Genomic DNA, 17,292 nt, shown 5'->3' with positions numbered 1-17,292 from the left:
CTGATTTTGCCAATTCAAGGAATGCTTAAGTTCGTCATTGTCAAAAGAAAGAGGGGCATCATATACTGAAGGAGTAAGATAGTTTTGAATAAGGGGGAAGCAATATGACAAAGACACATGATGTGATTGAGATGACAGAAAAGTTCGGGGCACACAACTATCATCCACTACCGATTGTTATTTCGGAGGCGAAAGGGATTTGGGTAACCGATCCTGAGGGGAATCGCTACATGGATATGTTAAGTGCATACTCTGCCGTTAACCAAGGTCACTGCCATCCGAAGATCATTCAAGCGCTCAAGGATCAAGCAGATAAGATCACGTTGACGTCACGTGCCTTTTATAACGATCAACTCGGACGTTTTTATGACAAAGTGGTAGCGTTTACAAATAAGCAAATGGTGTTACCGATGAATACGGGAGCAGAAGCGGTCGAAACAGCCGTGAAGACGGCTCGGCGCTGGGCGTACGATGTGAAGGGAATCCCGGGACAAGCTGAAATCATCGTCTGTACAGGAAACTTCCACGGACGGACGATGGCTGCTGTGTCGATGTCGACAGAAGCAGAGTATCAGCGTGGGTTCGGACCGTTACTACCGGGATTCAAAGTCGTACCATACGGTGATATCGAGGCGTTCGAGGCAGCAATCACAGAGAATACGGCGGCGTTTATCGTAGAACCGATTCAAGGTGAAGCCGGAATCATCATTCCGCCGAAAGGGTATTTGAAGCGTGCATCAGAGCTGTGTAAACAACATAACGTTCTCTTCGTCGCAGATGAGATTCAGTCGGGGCTCGGACGTTCCGGGAAATGGTTTGCCATCGAGTGGGAAGGTGTAACACCGGATATGTATATTCTCGGAAAAGCTCTTGGAGGAGGCGTCTTTCCAATCTCGTGTGTGGCGGCTGACAAAGAAGTCCTTTCAGTATTCAATCCAGGCTCACACGGCTCCACATTTGGTGGAAACCCCCTCGCGTCAGCTGTCTCTGTCGCAGCTCTTGAAGTATTGGAAGAAGAAAAACTCCCAGAGCGTTCGTTGGAGTTGGGAACGTATTTCATGGATCGTTTAAAGTCGATCGACAATCCGATGATTCGCGACGTTCGCGGACGCGGACTATTCATCGGTATTGAATTGACAGAGTCAGCTCGTCCTTACTGCGAGGCACTGAAAGAACGTGGTCTTCTCTGTAAAGAAACGCATGAAACAGTGATTCGGTTGGCACCACCTCTCGTCATCACAAAAGAAGAATTGGATCAAGCATTTGAAGCAATCGAAGCCGTACTTGCTCCGGCAGCTATTTCGTAAAAAGCGACAGCTTGGTATAATAGTTTGAGATGAATCGACACCTGCGTTGCGGGTGTCTTTTTCGTGGAGGAGGAATCAGATGCTGTACATATACGTTGGGTTAGCAGGTGCAGTTGGAGCTTTGGCACGGTACGGACTTGGATTATTAGTCGATTCATTCGAAACGAGCCCGTTTCCCGTCGCGACACTGTTCATCAATTTAATTGGAAGCTTTCTATTGGGATGGCTGACGCATCGATTTCTTCAAGCGGGAAAACCTTCTCCTCAAATCGTCACGATTGTCGGAACCGGAATGATCGGGTCATTTACAACGTTTTCCACGTTTAGTGTAGAGACGATTCAATTAGTTGAAAATGATCATGCACTTCTCGCTGTTGCATACGTGTTCCTCAGCATCACACTCGGTTTATGGAGTTCTTGGTTTGGCTATCGCATCGGAACAAAAACGTCGACAAGAGGTGACGTCTTATGACTATTCTCTGGATTGCAAGTGGCGCTTTCATCGGTGCGATTCTCCGCTTCATAATCGGTCAGGTCATGAAAAAGTGGACTGATTCAACTTTTCCGTGGGCGACGTTGTTCGTCAATGTAACAGGTTCGTTTGGTCTCGGATACTTGTACGCGCATACCGCTCAACAATCGCTCATCCTTTTTTTAGGTATCGGATTTTTTGGTTCGTTTACGACTTTCTCGACTTTAAAACTGGAATTGATGCGGTTTGTAACGAGAGATTGGATACGATTCGGACTCTATTTACTCACGACTTATTTGTTTGGATTAGTAGCGGCATATATCGGATGGTCAATATAAAACAACGCCCCTTCCATTTCGAAGGGGCGTTGTTTTATTCTGCGAGTTGAAGCTTCTCTGTACATGAAGCACAAGTCGTTTCGTATGACTCGCACTGTTCGTCCATATGGTTCCCGCATTCCTGGCATGTCTTATCCGGTAATTTTTGATAAAACTCGACAGATGATTCGAGTCGGCTCGCCCATTCATTCATATGAAAATGCCTCCTTCGGTAAATTGTCTGACAGTTTTGGTTGTTGTTACGATTGTATTATAACAGAAGTATATAAGTCAACTATAATATATAACAGATATGTTGCCGAATTTTTGCTACACTATACACATCAATAGACGAGGTGAAAAAAATGAAAGTGCCACAGTGTGAAACGATTGGAATTCAATCAGAGGACGTTCCTACGCTACAATCCGCCTTGGCGCAATTAGACGCGCCACGAGTCAGTCGATTGTTTAAAGCATTCGCCGATCCGACCCGTCTAAAAGTGCTATATGTGTTGACGCTCGAACACGAACTTTGTGTATGCGATGTGGCGGCCGTTATCGGTCATTCAAACGCGACCGCATCTCACCATTTACGGACGTTACTGGAACAAGGATTGGTGAAGTATCGTAAAGAAGGGAAAGTCGTTTATTATTCATTAGATGATGAGCACGTGCGACAGCTTGTTGAAATTGCATTGGCACACAGTGAAGAACAAAAAAACGTTTAAATTCGATGACCGATCCCATATGTATAGGGTCGGTCATTTTGCCTATTGTCATTGAATTCGATTCACGATACGATATATTCAAATGAACGTTTGAATGTTAGGGGGAGAATGATGGGGAAACGAGACGTGTTACCCGTGTCTGGAATCACCTGCACAAATTGTGCAGCCAAAATCGAGCGAGATGTCACGAAGCATGAAGAAGTGGCATCTTGCCAAATTGACTTCGCGACAAGCCGAATGGTGATTGAATGGATAGATCCTTCAGAGCGTGACGTGATGCTCCAGTCGATCGAGCAGACGATGGAGCGGATTGAACCGGGGGCTAAATTTGTAAGAGCAGAGGACGATCAAACTGAAAAACGTGATGTTACGCTCTGGCGCTTCCTCGCAGCTACTTTTATCTTTTCACTTGCTCTTTGGACCGATTCGATTCCGGGGTATATTGTGGCCTATGGATTGGCCGGATATGATGTGGTATACGGTGCATTTCGAAATATATGGCATCGAGAGTGGTTTGACGAAAAATTCCTCATGACGATTGCGACGATTGGGGCATTTGCGATTGCTGAATATCCAGAAGCTGTTGCCGTCATGTTGTTTTATCAACTTGGAGAATATGTGCAAGGACGGGCGGTGCGGGCATCTCGAAAATCGATTCAGTCTTTATTGAACATGAGACCGACCCTTGCCCGTGTGTTAGAAAACGAGGAAGAGGTTGAACGATTGCCAGAGGACGTTTCAGTTGGATCGTATCTTGTCATCCGTGCGGGTGAATTGGTACCGATGGATGGCATTGTTGTAACAGGTGCGAGCTCGATGGATACAGCCTCTCTAACTGGAGAATCTGTACCACGCCAAGTGGATGCAGGAGAAGAAGTATTGGCCGGGATGGTCAATATAGAGGGGCGTCTCATTGTTCAAACGACCAAATTAGCAGCAGAATCAAGTCTTCAAAAGATGATTGCGCTTGTGGAAGAGGCCAATGGGAAGAAAGCGAAAACAGAACAGATGATCACGCGACTGGCGAAAGTATACACACCGTTCGTGGTTGTTATGGCCGCGCTCGTGGCCTTTGTTCCTCCGTTTTTTGTGGGGAACTTGGAAGAATGGGTTTATCGTGCACTCATCTTCCTCGTGATTAGTTGTCCATGCGCACTCGTGATTTCAATTCCACTCGGCTATTTTGGTGGAATCGGAGCCGGTTCCAAACGAGGTATTCTCGTGAAAGGTGGCGAGTATTTAGATACGTTAACAGAAGTGGATACGGTAGTCTTCGATAAAACAGGGACGTTGACGACTGGACGATTTGAAGTAACAGACGTGGTGACGGCAGGCGGTGTCAGTGCGGAAGAACTGTTATATCTTGCTGCCCGTGTCGAAGTAGCGTCCAATCATCCGCTCGCGCAAGCCATCGTTCAGCGTGTCGGAGAGGTTCAAGCTTTCGAATCGATTCAAGAAGAACCTGGATATGGTCTCCATGCCTGTGATGGAGAGGATCACATTTATGTCGGAAGTGCACGGTACATGAAGAGATTAGGACGAGCCATTGATGATTCGTCCGTCAGTACGAGTGTGCATGTTATGAAGAATGATCGGTGGCTTGGACGAGTTGAATTGATGGATACGGTGAAAGAAGATGCGTTCGAGGCAATCCAAGCACTAAAAGAAGCAGGATATCGAACGGTTATGTTGTCAGGAGATCGCCGTGAGGTCGCAAAAAAAATCGGGGATCAACTTGGACTTGATGAAGTGCAAGGTGAATTGCTTCCACATGAGAAAGTTGAAGCGGTAGAGCGGATGACAGCTACCCGTAAAGTTGCATTTGTTGGAGACGGAATGAATGACGCGGCTGCCTTAGCTCGTGCAGATGTCGGTCTTGTCATGGGTGGTGTCGGAAGTGATACGGCGGTAACGGCGGCAGATGTCGTCTTGATGCATGACGCTCCAACCGATGTCGTTCAGGCTATTCAGTTAGGCAAACGGACAAAACGCGTTGTCTGGCAGAACATCTTCTTTGCCTTCGGAACAAAAGCACTTGTATTGCTTTTAGGATTGTTCGGCATCGCGACGATGTGGGAAGCAGTGTTCGCTGACGTTGGGGTAGCTCTTCTTGCCATCGCAAATGCGACAAGGTTACTTCGTATGACGAAATAAATCAAAGAAGTGTCTCAGGTATGATCACCTGGGACACTTCTTTTTTCATTCTATTGTCTCGTGCTGAGGTTTGATACGGAACAATAAGAAGCTGAGGATGGCAATTATAGCGATAAGCAAAAAAGTGATGGTGAAAAGTATTTGGGTCAAGAAAGATATCTGATTCTCTGCAGAAAGAAGTTCTTGATGAATATCTTTGTATTGCATTTGCTTTAACAAACGCAAATCTTCCAAGATAGTCTGTCGTTGCTCGGTCATTGTTTCTGCGACTGCTGTAGCTTTTGTTAGGTCGCCATTTTCATAGATGTCGAGTACACGATCAGCTTCTGTTTCCCAAATGGCATCCCTTTCAAGTAGATCGAGGACGGAACTCGGTGTATTGGGGTCAGCGACGACGGACTGTTTTAGCGTTTTGGCTTGACGGGACATGCTATAGTACATCTCTAAAAAGTGTCGGTCGTCATATGCAAGTAAACCACGGATGGCATTTGCCCGCTCGATGTTATAATACATGATGTCTTCAATCACTTCATACGAGTCGAGTTGTTCACCTTGTATGATTTCTAAACGGTCATTTGTTCCTTTTAATTGAAAAATAAAAATACCAATAATCGAGATGGATAAAATGCATAAGCTAACCCATAATAAAATCCACTTTCGTTGTGACATCGTGACACTCCTTTCTACTCAATCGTACATGATTTTATAAATGTCGACAGAAATTATTCTTTGAAAAAAGGAAAAAACGGGGGAATGTATAATCAATTTAGTGTAGTGTCTTTTAATGAAAAATGAAAGAGGACAATCAGATGTATAAGGAGAGTCAATATGCCAGAGAACTCATCGTTACAAAAGCTGTACCAGGTGTTACAAGACAAGCGTCAGGATCTTACTTATGAGGTTCCAAGTTTATGGAATCGCATGCGTTTCCCTTCTGAACCAGTTCGCGACGGTGTCGAGCGTGTCAATCCATATGATTTTTTGGTTGAAACGATTGAAAAAACGATTTTTCCGTATGCGATTGAAAGCCGGGATTACCAAACGTCCATTGCGCTTGCAGACGGACATTTGCAAACAGGAGGTGATTGGATCAAGCGAGCCTCTGTCTATTCGATGCAAGTTCGTACATCGACCTCCTGGGATCATGATGGATCGGGCTATGTGGAGATGGAGAACTCGTTCGGAATGAAGGACACTGGCACTTTCGTCAAAACGCTTGCGTTGATTCCGCACCTCCTTTATATGGGAATCGATACATTGTTTCTCTTACCGATTTCTCAACATAGTCATAAGAATAAAAAAGGAGAATTTGGTTCTCCTTATGCCGTTCAAAATTTCTTTGCCATCGATGAAGAGTTGAAAGAAACGCTGACTGGAGATGCGATGACGGTCGAAGAAGAATTTGCGGCATTTGTGGAGGCTTGTCACATGGTAGGGATTCGCGTTGTCATCGATGTCATCCCTCGTACATGTGCCCGAGATAACCGTCTCATTCTTGAAAACCCAGAATGGTTTTATTGGATTCCATTGACGGAAGTCGATTATTATCATCCTCCTTATGTGCCCGGGATTGGGGAGAACGTAAAACCGGAATTTGCCTTTTTGCCGATGGTGTATAACTCGGAGGATGTATGGCAACACTTAAGACGATTCTCGATGGCACCGAATTTGATTGATGCTGAGAAATGGGGACGTGTCCGTGGCTTTTTGCTTGAGCACCCGGAAGAAAATGTGTTAGCAACGATTGAGCGAGAGTTCGGTTTGACAACAGCGCCTGCTTTCTCTGACTGTATTAATGATCCACAACCACCATGGTCGGATGTGACATATTTCCGTCTCTTCTTAGATCATCCACTTGCAGCAGCACCTTATGTCAATGAGGCGAATGTTGCTCCTTATATTTTGTTTGATTCAATCAAGTCGAATCAATTCCGAGGAAATGAGATTAACGAGCCCCTCTGGGAGATGCTCGCTGATATTATCCCGCATTATCAGCGTGAATTTGGCATTGATGGGGCGCGTATTGATATGGGGCACGCTCTTCCTGTCGACTTAGCGCAGGCGATTTTGTCAACACCGCGTTCTATCGATTCAAACTTTAGTTTTATCGCCGAAGAGTTGATTGAGTCGGGTGCTTGGACTGCCAAGGATGCCGGTTATAACATGATTATCGGATATGGATTTTATAAAGAACCTAGGTTCCAAACGCACGAAACACATCAATTTCTATACGATTCACGCTTTTTACCGCTTCCAGTATTTGCGGCAGGTGAAACGGCGGATACTCGTCGTCTTGCTACGCGGGAAGGCAGACGACAAGCGAGTAGATTATTGTCGGTATTAAATGGGTTTATGCCGAATGGGGTACCGATGACAAACTCAGGGTTAGAATTATATGAAACACAGCCGATGAACACCGGACTAGATTGTCGTCCTGAAGAAGCGTACCAACTGTTCCCGACGGACCCTTATTTCGGCAAACTCTCCTTTTTTGATGCATATCAGTTCCATTGGGATCACCCAGAACGGGATGAGATGATTGAAGTCATGCACCAAGTTGCTGAAATTCGTCGACGGTGGTTAGACGTACTCGTGGATCCAAACCATTTTGAGCCACTCAATTTGGATGAGCCGTTCGCACCGTTTGTCGGGTTTGCCTGGCTACGTCCGGAGACGAATGATACATTGTTGGTTATAGCGAATACTAACATGAATAACTCATTGCAAGGAACTGTCGCTCTTGATGGAGTACGGCGCCGAAATTGGAACGCGAGTCGTTTTGCGGAGATGATTTATTCACCATACTCATGGCCGTATGCTGAGTATGCGTTTGATGAACAATGGAACCTTTGGATTGACCTGAAGCCAGGTGAGGTCAAAGTGTATGAAATGAAATAAAAAAGCGCCTTGAACCGAATAGTGAACTGAGCCCTGAATGAGCACTTTTTATCAAGTGTCTATCATTCAGGGCTCAGTTCATAGGGTTCAAGGCGTTGTGTGTTTCATATAGTAAATGACAAACTCATCAAGTGGCATCGGTTTTGCATAGCGGTAACCTTGCATGGAATCACATCCGATTTTACGAAGGAAGGTTTCCTGATACTCGGTTTCGACGCCTTCGGCAACAAGCGCCATACCGAGTTGTCGTGCCATTGCGACGATTGTCGTCGTGACCATTTGATATTCGCGGTTCTCTTCGAGTTGCATCGTGAACTCACGAGGGATTTTCAGTTCATCGATTGGATATCGTACGAGATAAGCGAGTGAACTGTAACCTGTTCCGAAATCATCAATGGATAGTTTGATACCGAGCGCTTTTAACTCTAAAATCCGATTTAACACACGATCCGAGTGGTGGGCGGCGACAGTTTCTGTCAATTCAAAATTGAGGCGTGACGGTTCAATCGGGAAACGTTCGAATAGCGTATTCAAGTAATCAATCAAATGTTCATCGAATAACTGTCGAACTGACAAGTTGACCGAGAGCTTCGGTAAATGGATATCACCTTGTTCAAACACATGAATTAACTGGAACGTCTCATGAATCATCCACCGACCTAAATCGTGAATATGTCCTGTTTCTTCGGCAATCGGAATGAATTGACTTGGCGGAATGAATGTTCCGTTATGTTGCCAGCGCATGAGTGCTTCCGCTCCGATGACCGCTTTCGTCGAGGCATCGACTTGAGGTTGAAGGAAGAGAGAAATTTCTCCTTTTTCAAGTGCGGTATCGAGACCTTCCATTAACACTTTCCGTTCTTCTTTGTCTTCTCGTAACTCAGGTTCAAACATGACGGTTTCGTCACGTCCTTTATCCTTCGCACGATACATCGCGAGATCCGCGTTTGAGAGTAAGTGCTTCAATTTTTCCCCATGTTCAGGGAAACGTACGATTCCAATCGAAGCATGTACTTCAACGAGTGTTCCGGCCATGTAATAAGGGGGGCGGTAGACGAGTCGCCGTAAACGTTCCGTCAACATTTCGTGGTCACCGTGTTCTGCGACGACGATGAACTCATCACCTCCGAGGCGTCCGGCGTACTCATTTGGAAGAAGTGCGGTTCGTAACCGCTTCCCGATGTGTTGCAGAAGTTCGTCTCCCATGTGATGACCGAATTGGTCGTTGATTTCTTTAAAGCCATCTAAGTCAGAGAACATGAGCGTGAACGTGCGACCTTCCTCGATCAAACGCTCGATTTGTTCTTGTAGCGCGTAACGATTATGAAGACCCGTCAAACTATCGAACTTGGCTTGATACAGAATTTGCTCTTGCTGCTCGATCATTTGCGTAATATCTTTGGCGATGGCGTAAATCCCTTCTACTTCTCCATCGATAATCATCGGGACGTTGACGAGTTGCCAGACACGTGTCTCGCCTTCGTCGGTCATCACCCGCACATCAATCGTTCGTGGTCGACCATTCGTCAACTCTTGAAGAATGGCTACATATGGGGGCCGATCTGTCGATTCGATGATATCGAGGATGTTCGACCCGAGTAATTTATCTGTCGACAATCCTAAAATCGAGCTACCGGCCTCATTGACAGACAATACTTCTCCGTGTAAATCGAATAAAAAAATTGGTTCAGAGTGGTAGGCAAAGAGCGAACGGTATTGTTGCTCGCGAATCTCGAGTTCATGCGCTTTTGTAGACACGGCGACTTCTAAATCTGTATTGACCGTATGTAGACGATAACTGATCAGTGCGTTTTGTTTTGAGACGACAAATTGGCGAATCAGTAGTAAAAGCACGGCATTTGCAATCATCGAGTCTAGTACAGACGTTCCAAGAAGGCGATCGGATGAGAGTAAAAACATCATCACGACTACGCTGTATAATACATAATCTAAAATTGAATCATACGCGAGTGCATCTTCCGACAGATCATCGACCCAGTAACTGATGGAGATCATGAGTATGCTGCTTATTTGAACTAGGTGAACTAGCTCGTGTGTAATCCCTGAAAACAAAAATAGTGCGTTTGTAATTGAGGCGGTTGTGAAACCTAGAATTCCGACGAGTAAAAGAATTCGGAATTGTTGACCGGTTGAAACGACTCGATTCAAGTAAAGGAATCCGAGCATCATGTAAAGGCTGATGAGTAACATCTGTTCTTCAAAACCACTCAGATGAGAAACGAGCGAGACTTCTCGTGTGGAATAGAACCAAATATGTAGTCCACTAATCACGAGAAAGCTAAACAAGGCAAATAAATCGAACGTTCGTAGTTTCAATGTCCGAACCTCAATCGATTGAGTGATGACGATCAAAGACATAATCAAATAAAAGAAATTCTGTAAAAACAATAACGATTGTGTATTTGCGCTAGGTGAATAGTGGTGCATCAGTAAGTAAAGCACAAAACATACATTTCCGGCACTAATCAGAACATGAATAAAGCGGCGCATCCCTCTATGCTTAAGAATAGCCACTCCACTAAATAGAATCGCTGCTCCTAGGATGACGAGATAATAGATAAGTAACGTGATGTGTAGCAGGTCATGCGGGGTTAAAAATAATAATAAAAGTCCGGTAGAAAAAGTTCCGATGAGAACCGCCGGAACGTATTGGCGCAATGAATAAAATGACAACTCATGCACCTCCTTCTGTTTTGAAATAGGGCTCTTATCTATTATCGGAATAGATGATTGAAAATTACACAAAAAATCGACAACAAAAATAGATTGTTGTCGACTTTTATGAAATTAGAGCGTATATGAATGTTCCTTGAAGTTTCCAACGATCGAATCGATTTCAGATACGGTTACAAACGCCTCAGAATCAATTTCAGAAACGATTTGACGTAGTCGTGGAATTTCATTGTTTTGGACGACGACATACAACATTTTTTTAGAGTCGTTTGAATATCCGCCTGTTGCATCCATAATTGTGACCCCGCGTTTTAAGTTCTGCTTGATGACCAAATTGATTTCTTCTGCTTTTTGGCAAATGATAAAACATTGTTTCTGTGCGGAGAAGAATTTGTGAATCGTGAGCAACGTTCGTGACCTTACAAAACTTAGTACAAGAGCATACATAACGGCTTTTATATCAAAGACAATAAACACGAGAATGTAAACAATCAGGTCTTGTGTCAAAAAGATTTTAGGTAAAGATAAATTTCGATTATTCAGATAGATGACTTTCCCTAAAATATCAAGTCCACCCGTGGAAGCTCCTGCAAAGAGGAGAAGTGCGAGTCCGAGACCTGAGACGATTCCGCTGAACACCGAAGCGACGAGTGGGTCGTCAAGTGGGGTTGGCGGAATAAGGATTGGCAAGCTATCAATCAGAATCGAAGAGAGCACGACCACAATTCCTGTCATTAAAATGAAGCGACGTCCTAAATATTTTAGTCCCAACAGGAAGAGGGGGATATTGAGCACGAGTTGGGTCATTCCAATTGGTGTTCCGAGCAGTTCGTTGAAAATCAATGTGATCCCGACGATTCCTCCCGAACCAATCTCGTTCGGTTTGAGAAGTAAACTGACAAAGATAGACTGAAGAATTGTCCCGGCGATGATGAACAGTACCGTTTCGAGAGCAACCCGTTTTCGAGATTTTGCATACATAAATAATGGCTAGGCCTTACGCCTCCTTTAGCTAAGTCTCATGCTAGCGTACTGCTACTCCCACATCATTTCAAGTCACAATTCGTTATGGAATCGGTCAATATCACTTGCTAATTGTTCATGCACGTAATCAATCACCTGGGCATCATCAAAAAGTCCGAGCGGAACATCGTCTGGAATCGCATCGAACGGAGAGACAAAGTAAAGAATGGCCGCAATCAGTTCTTCCTGTTTGTCTGATTGCATCTCGAATTGATTGTTGTACAGCGCGCGCAACATATTGAGCATTTGTTTCATTTGGAAGTAGAGGGTGAGCTCTTCTTCACGCTCGATATTGCTGATTTCATTTGAGGCAACGTCAATCGTCACTTTCGCGAGTGCGCGTTCACCTTGAACGAGCAAGTCACCGAGTGATTCACGATCGTGGTTGTCTTCCTTTGCTTGTTTTAAAAAGTGTGTGTATGTTGTTTTCCAATCTGCCATAGTGTATTCCTCCTTCATTCTTCATCTATTAATATGCCCGTTTTTGCGCATTGGTTGCAACTTTTCCTGAAATTTAAGAAAATAAAGATAATCGAAAAGGAGGAACGATACATATGTCTATGATTTCAATGCCGACAGAGGCAGATTTTTCTCGCTATGCAGAGCTAGCGGTAAAAAAAGGTGTGAACATTCAACCGGGGCAACAATTAGAAGTACGTGCTGATATTAGCCAAGCACCACTTGTACGCCATGTGGTGAAAGCTGCTTATGCGGCAGGAGCGAAACAAGTATTCGTCAACTGGAGCGATGAGGAGACTTCAAAGATTCGTTATTTTGATGCACCGGCTGATTCATTTAAAGAGTTTCCGGATTGGTTAAAGGCTCGTTTTGAGCAATTGGCTGAAGAAAAAACAGCCTTCTTGTCAATTGTAAGTGATGACCCGGATGCCTTGAACGGTGTCGAGTCGTCACGAATCTCCGACGCGAACCGTGCAGCAGGTCAAGCACTTGCGAAATGGCGTCAATATACGATGAGTGACAATGTTAGTTGGTCAATCGTCGCAGGTGCGTCAGAAGCGTGGGCACAAAAAGTATTTTCAGGACGTGAGGATGCAGTCGCTGCGCTATGGCAGGCCATCTTCGCAGCAACTCGAATGGATCAAGAAGATGTCGTCGCAGCATGGGACACACACGACCAATCTCTTCGAAGTCGCGCGAAGTTGTTGACAGAGAAAAAATATGCGAAACTACATTACACCGCACCGGGGACGGAACTCACAATCGGCCTTCCGAAAAAGCACGTCTTCCTTGGTGGTGGCGGTCCAAACGCCGATGGCATCGACTTTATCGCGAACATGCCGACAGAAGAAGTGTTCACACTCGCAGATAAAGATTCTGTGGAAGGGCATGTGTCGAGTACGAAGCCACTCAGCTACAGCGGAAACTTGATTGACGAATTTACTCTTTGGTTTGAGGGTGGTAAAGTCATCAAGGCGGAAGCGAAAAAAGGGCAAGCGGCCCTTGATGAATTGTTAAATATGGATGAGGGAGCACGTCGCATCGGTGAAGTGGCACTTGTTCCTGATGATTCTCCAATCTCGAACTCGGGTCTCCTATTCTACAACACGTTGTTCGATGAAAATGCATCGTGTCACTTGGCATTAGGTCGTGCATACTCGACATGCCTAGAAGGCGGTCCTTCGATGTCTCAAGATGAACTCGCAGAGAACGGCGCGAATGATTCGATGACACACGTTGACTTTATGATTGGGTCGGCGGAAATGAATATTGATGGTGAGCAAGAAGACGGCACGCGAGAAGCAATCATGCGTGACGGGAACTGGGTCATTTAAATGAACGAGCGAATTCCAATTTCGGAATTCGCTCTTTTTCATGTGATGTCATATAAATAACGAAGAACGTTAGGCAAGCGACGGCGCCAAGCGGATTCGTGGTGAATTGCGTCCGGCTCGACCTCGTATCGGAAGGCGATGCCTTTTTGCGCGATGGCTTCAATCAGTTTCGCATTCGTGAACAGGTAGTCGCTTGGAGTGAATGGCCCGCTCTCTTCGTTCGTACCGATATCCATATACAGTTTACAAGCGAACTTAGCTTGTTTCATTTCGTGAATCAAAGGATCAAGATTTGCCCATGCCGCAGTGGAGAGCGAGCCGACTCTGCGAATGGAAGGATAGGTCGCCATCATATAAAGAGAGATGACACCCCCCATTGAACTCCCCATGACACCGATATCTTCCGGGTTTGTCGCGTACTCTTTATCGATTCGTGGTTTTAACTCGTGCATGAGCCAGTCTGTATAAAGACGTCCTCGACCACCAAGTGTTGGACGTGTTTTCGCGAGTTCTGGACCGATACGACGATATAACATCTCATCCTCAGCGTATGAATACTCATCATAGCGATCTAACCAATTCGGGGCACTCGCGATGGCAACGACCATGAGGGGGAGACGTAGCGTGTCGATACATCGGTCGATTTCCCAACCTTCCCCGTATGTAGCCGCGTTTCCGGAAAATACATTTTGTCCGTCATGCATATACAGGACAGGAAGCGGGGTGCTAGCTTCGACCCAGTCCGGTCGAAACACACGGACAATCCGTTTTTGTACGGTCGCTCTCTCCGTCGGAATCGATACAGTCAAGTGTTCAATCATTATTCGTCACCTCTTTCTATTTCGTATTTTGGGGAAAAACGAGTCAAAAAACAATCATCTCGTTTGACTACCTACCGTTCGTTAGGTAAAGTGTTGTGGAAGGAGAGTGAAAGTCATGAATACAAAAGACAAGATTATGCAATCCGCTCGGAAACGGTTTGCCCGTGAGGGATATGAAGGACTATCGCTCGCAGCGGTTGCAGAAGATGTAGGAATCCGAAAGGCCTCGTTGTATGCCCACATCGATGGGAAAGAGCAACTGTTTAAGCAAGTCGTGACGGATATGGCGAATCGGTACGAAGAGGCGTGGCAAAAAACATGCGATAACACCGTTGAACGACCACCTTTAGAACGGATTGACTCGATTGTTAGTACACTCACGTCATTTTTCAGCGATCACGAGACATGGATGTTGACGAAACGGATGTTGCTCGTACCACCTCCGGAATTTCGGGATTATATCGAGAAAGTCATTGGAAAGGTTGAAACGGAATTAAAACGTTTTGAAAAAGAACAATTCCGTCTAGCGATGGAGCGTGGGGATTTACCGGTCCAACCGCTTGAAGAGCTATATGCTGCCTACTATTGTTTTTTAGATGGCGCCTTGCTGTCTTTATTTATGTTTGAAGATGATCGGGAGATGAGGCAACAAGCCGCGTTCCGGATTTTCAAGAAAGGAGTGGGTTGGAATGAATAAGGAAAGCGTTGCTTGGATGTCACTCTTGTTTGCCGGATTGCTTGAAATCATTTGGGCTACGACGATGAAGTTATCAGAAGGATTCACAGTTCTCACTCCGACGCTATGGACGATTGCCCTCTTGATTGTCAGTTTCGGCTTATTGGCGAAAGCATTTCGAGTTCTTCCTGCAGGTACGGGCTATGCCGTCTTTACTGGAATTGGAGCAGTCGGAACGGTTATTGTCGGCGCCCTTTTATTTGACGAGGCGCTTAGTGGATGGAAACTCTTACTTGTGACGACGTTGATCATCGGAATCATCGGCTTGAAACAAGTGACAGGAGGAGAAGAAGTATGAGTTGGATATTTTTGATTAGTGCAGGGATTGCTGAGATGACGGCCGTCTTCTTTATGGGGAAATCAAAAGGCTATCAAATTTTAAAATGGTCAATCTTGTCGATTTTATCGTTTGCGCTCAGTTTTTATTTGTTGTCGAAGTCACTTGAAGTCATTCCCCTTAGTTTGGCTTATTCCATCTGGGTCGGTATCGGGGCAGCGGGTGGTGTCATTTTAGGAATGCTCTATTTAGATGAATCGACAAGTCGTTGGCGAATCTTTTATTTGACGATGATTATCGGCAGTGTGGTCGGCTTAAAAGTTGTAGCGTAATGGATTAAAACAAGCTGAAAACGGGAATTGAATAGTTCAGATTATGAGATGAAAGAAAGGGGCGGAAAACGATGCATCTTGTTGAGTTGCAATCCGAACGTTTGCGGTTTGAACCGTATACGATCTCCGATTTTTATTTTGTCAAATCGCTTCTCCAAGATCCTCGGGTGATGCGCTTCATCAGTCCGGACGGAAGACCGTATACAGATGAACAGACGATTGAATGGTTCGAACGTCAACTGGCCCGTTATGAAACTGGTCGACAAACAGGTCTATTGAAGCTCATGACGTTTGAAAACGATGAACCGATTGGTCATGCCGGTACGTTATTACATGAATTAGATGGCAAAATCGAATTAGAAGTCGGCTATTGGCTGTCACCTAAGCATTGGCATATGGGGTACGGACGAGAAGCGGCTGCGCGTTTGATGCAGTATGCTTTCACCGAAGGAGAAAAGGAAATCATTTCGCTCATTCATCCAGAAAACGTTCCATCTCAGCGTGTCGCCAAAGCGAATGGTCTTCACTGGGATCGAGACACGTTGTACAAGGACATGCTCGTATCTGTCTATGCTGGTGACTTGGAACGTCTTTGCCGACACATAAACCGACAACACATGTCGCGATAAAAAAATATAAAAAAGATAAAAAAGTAGTTGCCAACTCAATAGTTTCTTGATATATTAATAGTGTCCTTAAGAGAGGACACGACCTGATTCTGTAGCTCAGCTGGGAGAGCGCTACCTTGACAGGGTAGAGGTCGCTGGTTCGAGCCCAGTCAGAATCACTTGGGTGCCAAACCCGATGCGAAACCCATAGGAACGTGGGTTTCCGCGATGCCACTTCTTGCGAGAAGTGGCTTTTTTTTGTGAATTGACAATGAACTAAAGCAATTGGTATATTCCTTTCAATACATAAGAGAGGGGGAATGTAAAATGGTGCTAACGGGAACCCTCGTCAATGCCGGATTAATCATCATCGGTGCATTGTTAGGTCTCTTATTTCACCGCATTCCAGAGCGTATGAAAGAAACAGTGACGACCGCGATCGGACTTGCAGTTATCTTACTTGGCATTCAAATGGGGATGAAAAGTGAAAACTTCTTGATTGTCATCGGGAGTCTTGTCGTCGGGTCTGCGCTCGGGGAATGGTGGAAATTAGATGAATTATTGAACGAAGTCGGTTATCGCCTTGAGCGGCGCCTTGGGAGTCAATCTAGTGTGGCAGAAGGATTCGTAACTGCAACGCTCATCTTTGTTATCGGAGCAATGGCCATCATTGGCGCGCTCGATAGTGGGTTACGCGGTGATCATGACGTCTTATATACAAAAGGATTGATTGATGGATTTACGGCCCTCGTGTTAAGTTCGACGCTCGGGATTGGCGTCATGTTCTCAGCTGTTCCTGTCTTGTTGTACCAAGGCGGAATTGCCCTTCTCGCTATTCAAATCATGAAGTTTATTCCAGAGTCGCTCATGGATAGCTTTATTTTAGAAATGACAGCGACCGGTGGCGTGATGATTGTGGCAATCGGCTTGAACTTGGTAGGTATCACTAAAATTCGCGTGGCCAACTTATTGCCAGGAATTTTGGTGGTCGCGATGATTGTCTCCGTCATACATATACTGTAATCAAAAAAAGACTGAATCGGTGAACTGAACCGAAAAAGTTAGACACTAAATAGTTTCGTTAGGCGACCTTTAGAACCTGCGTCCGGTATTCCACCGGGCTCAGGTTTTT

General features: G+C 45.1%; 18 protein-coding genes and 1 tRNA gene. 13 read left to right on the top strand and 6 right to left on the bottom strand.

Features of this window, described 5'->3' with window-relative positions; genetic code table 11:
- Window positions 1–104 precede the first annotated feature (104 nt).
- The 3 genes from KNO96_RS13210 (at window position 105) to KNO96_RS13200 (ending at window position 2,117) form a co-directional block, all read left to right on the top strand.
- Window positions 105–1,307: an ornithine--oxo-acid transaminase gene (locus tag KNO96_RS13210; RefSeq protein ID WP_214704344.1), complete on the top strand. Its 1,203-nt coding sequence runs from the start codon at window positions 105–107 to the stop codon at window positions 1,305–1,307.
- 79 nt (window positions 1,308–1,386) lie between these two features.
- Complete coding sequence (gene crcB, locus KNO96_RS13205; RefSeq protein ID WP_214704346.1) at window positions 1,387–1,779, top strand: fluoride efflux transporter CrcB; 393 nt, start codon at window positions 1,387–1,389, stop codon at window positions 1,777–1,779.
- Window positions 1,776–2,117 (top strand): fluoride efflux transporter FluC, encoded by a 342-nt coding sequence (locus tag KNO96_RS13200; RefSeq protein WP_214704348.1) that lies wholly within the window; start codon window positions 1,776–1,778, stop codon window positions 2,115–2,117. Before crcB ends, KNO96_RS13200 begins: the two co-directional genes overlap by 4 nt.
- 34 nt (window positions 2,118–2,151) lie before the next feature.
- Here KNO96_RS13200 and yhfH read toward each other — a convergent pair whose 3' ends face one another.
- Complete coding sequence (gene yhfH / locus KNO96_RS13195; protein WP_074032998.1) at window positions 2,152–2,310, bottom strand: protein YhfH; 159 nt, start codon at window positions 2,308–2,310, stop codon at window positions 2,152–2,154.
- Between the two features lie 151 nt (window positions 2,311–2,461).
- Between yhfH and KNO96_RS13190 the strand changes: the two genes are divergently transcribed.
- Both KNO96_RS13190 and KNO96_RS13185 read left to right on the top strand, forming a co-directional pair.
- Complete coding sequence (locus KNO96_RS13190) at window positions 2,462–2,824, top strand: ArsR/SmtB family transcription factor (protein ID WP_026826837.1); 363 nt, start codon at window positions 2,462–2,464, stop codon at window positions 2,822–2,824.
- 111 nt (window positions 2,825–2,935) lie between these two features.
- Window positions 2,936–4,978, top strand: coding sequence for a heavy metal translocating P-type ATPase (locus KNO96_RS13185; protein WP_214704350.1), 2,043 nt, complete (start codon window positions 2,936–2,938; stop codon window positions 4,976–4,978).
- 45 nt (window positions 4,979–5,023) lie between these two features.
- On the opposite strand, the gene KNO96_RS13180 is transcribed toward KNO96_RS13185, so the two are convergent.
- Window positions 5,024–5,647 carry a hypothetical protein gene (locus KNO96_RS13180; RefSeq protein ID WP_214704351.1) on the bottom strand — a complete coding sequence of 208 codons (624 nt, stop codon included), beginning with the start codon at window positions 5,645–5,647 and terminating at the stop codon, window positions 5,024–5,026.
- A 159-nt stretch (window positions 5,648–5,806) separates the two neighbouring features.
- On the opposite strand from KNO96_RS13180, the gene KNO96_RS13175 reads away from it, so the two are divergent.
- Window positions 5,807–7,876 (top strand): alpha-amylase family protein, encoded by a 2,070-nt coding sequence (locus KNO96_RS13175; RefSeq protein ID WP_214704354.1) that lies wholly within the window; start codon window positions 5,807–5,809, stop codon window positions 7,874–7,876.
- A gap of 87 nt (window positions 7,877–7,963) precedes the next feature.
- On the opposite strand, the gene KNO96_RS13170 is transcribed toward KNO96_RS13175, so the two are convergent.
- The 3 genes from KNO96_RS13170 to KNO96_RS13160 form a co-directional block, all read right to left on the bottom strand.
- Window positions 7,964–10,579, bottom strand: a complete 2,616-nt coding sequence (locus tag KNO96_RS13170; RefSeq protein ID WP_353047601.1) for a putative bifunctional diguanylate cyclase/phosphodiesterase — start codon at window positions 10,577–10,579, stop codon at window positions 7,964–7,966.
- A 105-nt stretch (window positions 10,580–10,684) separates the two neighbouring features.
- The gene (locus tag KNO96_RS13165) at window positions 10,685–11,551 is read right to left on the bottom strand and encodes a YitT family protein (protein ID WP_214704360.1); all 867 of its coding nucleotides are present in this window, start codon (window positions 11,549–11,551) and stop codon (window positions 10,685–10,687) included.
- A gap of 75 nt (window positions 11,552–11,626) precedes the next feature.
- On the bottom strand, window positions 11,627–12,034 hold the full coding sequence (locus tag KNO96_RS13160) for a YkvA family protein (protein ID WP_214701058.1): 408 nt from the start codon (window positions 12,032–12,034) through the stop codon (window positions 11,627–11,629).
- A 113-nt stretch (window positions 12,035–12,147) separates the two neighbouring features.
- Here KNO96_RS13160 and KNO96_RS13155 point away from each other — a divergent pair, with 113 nt between their 5' ends.
- On the top strand, window positions 12,148–13,386 hold the full coding sequence (locus tag KNO96_RS13155) for an aminopeptidase (protein ID WP_214704361.1): 1,239 nt from the start codon (window positions 12,148–12,150) through the stop codon (window positions 13,384–13,386).
- A 38-nt stretch (window positions 13,387–13,424) separates the two neighbouring features.
- On the opposite strand, the gene KNO96_RS13150 is transcribed toward KNO96_RS13155, so the two are convergent.
- A complete protein-coding gene (locus KNO96_RS13150; RefSeq protein WP_214704363.1) occupies window positions 13,425–14,207 on the bottom strand; it encodes an alpha/beta hydrolase in 783 nt (260 codons plus the stop codon).
- Between the two features lie 115 nt (window positions 14,208–14,322).
- Between KNO96_RS13150 and KNO96_RS13145 the strand changes: the two genes are divergently transcribed.
- The 6 genes from KNO96_RS13145 to KNO96_RS13120 all read left to right on the top strand — a co-directional run bounded on the left by KNO96_RS13145 (window position 14,323) and on the right by KNO96_RS13120 (window position 17,183).
- Window positions 14,323–14,904, top strand: coding sequence for a TetR/AcrR family transcriptional regulator (locus tag KNO96_RS13145; protein ID WP_214704365.1), 582 nt, complete (start codon window positions 14,323–14,325; stop codon window positions 14,902–14,904).
- Window positions 14,897–15,241: a DMT family transporter gene (locus KNO96_RS13140; RefSeq protein ID WP_026826827.1), complete on the top strand. Its 345-nt coding sequence runs from the start codon at window positions 14,897–14,899 to the stop codon at window positions 15,239–15,241. The genes KNO96_RS13145 and KNO96_RS13140 overlap by 8 nt, the downstream gene beginning before the upstream one ends.
- The gene (locus tag KNO96_RS13135; RefSeq protein ID WP_026826826.1) at window positions 15,238–15,552 is read left to right on the top strand and encodes a DMT family transporter; all 315 of its coding nucleotides are present in this window, start codon (window positions 15,238–15,240) and stop codon (window positions 15,550–15,552) included. The genes KNO96_RS13140 and KNO96_RS13135 overlap by 4 nt, the downstream gene beginning before the upstream one ends.
- 71 nt (window positions 15,553–15,623) lie before the next feature.
- The gene (locus KNO96_RS13130) at window positions 15,624–16,181 is read left to right on the top strand and encodes a GNAT family N-acetyltransferase (protein WP_084483617.1); all 558 of its coding nucleotides are present in this window, start codon (window positions 15,624–15,626) and stop codon (window positions 16,179–16,181) included.
- A gap of 85 nt (window positions 16,182–16,266) precedes the next feature.
- A tRNA-Val gene (locus tag KNO96_RS13125) sits at window positions 16,267–16,339 on the top strand.
- A gap of 148 nt (window positions 16,340–16,487) precedes the next feature.
- On the top strand, window positions 16,488–17,183 hold the full coding sequence (locus KNO96_RS13120) for a DUF554 domain-containing protein (RefSeq protein ID WP_026826824.1): 696 nt from the start codon (window positions 16,488–16,490) through the stop codon (window positions 17,181–17,183).
- Window positions 17,184–17,292: the final 109 nt, after the last annotated feature.

The sequence above is a fragment of the Exiguobacterium sp. s89 genome (genome assembly GCF_018617735.1).
In the GTDB taxonomy this organism is placed as follows: Bacteria; Bacillota; Bacilli; order Exiguobacteriales; family Exiguobacteriaceae; genus Exiguobacterium; species Exiguobacterium marinum.
The sequence above is the reverse complement of the archived record's forward strand: the minus strand, read 5'-3'. Positions and strand labels throughout refer to the sequence as shown.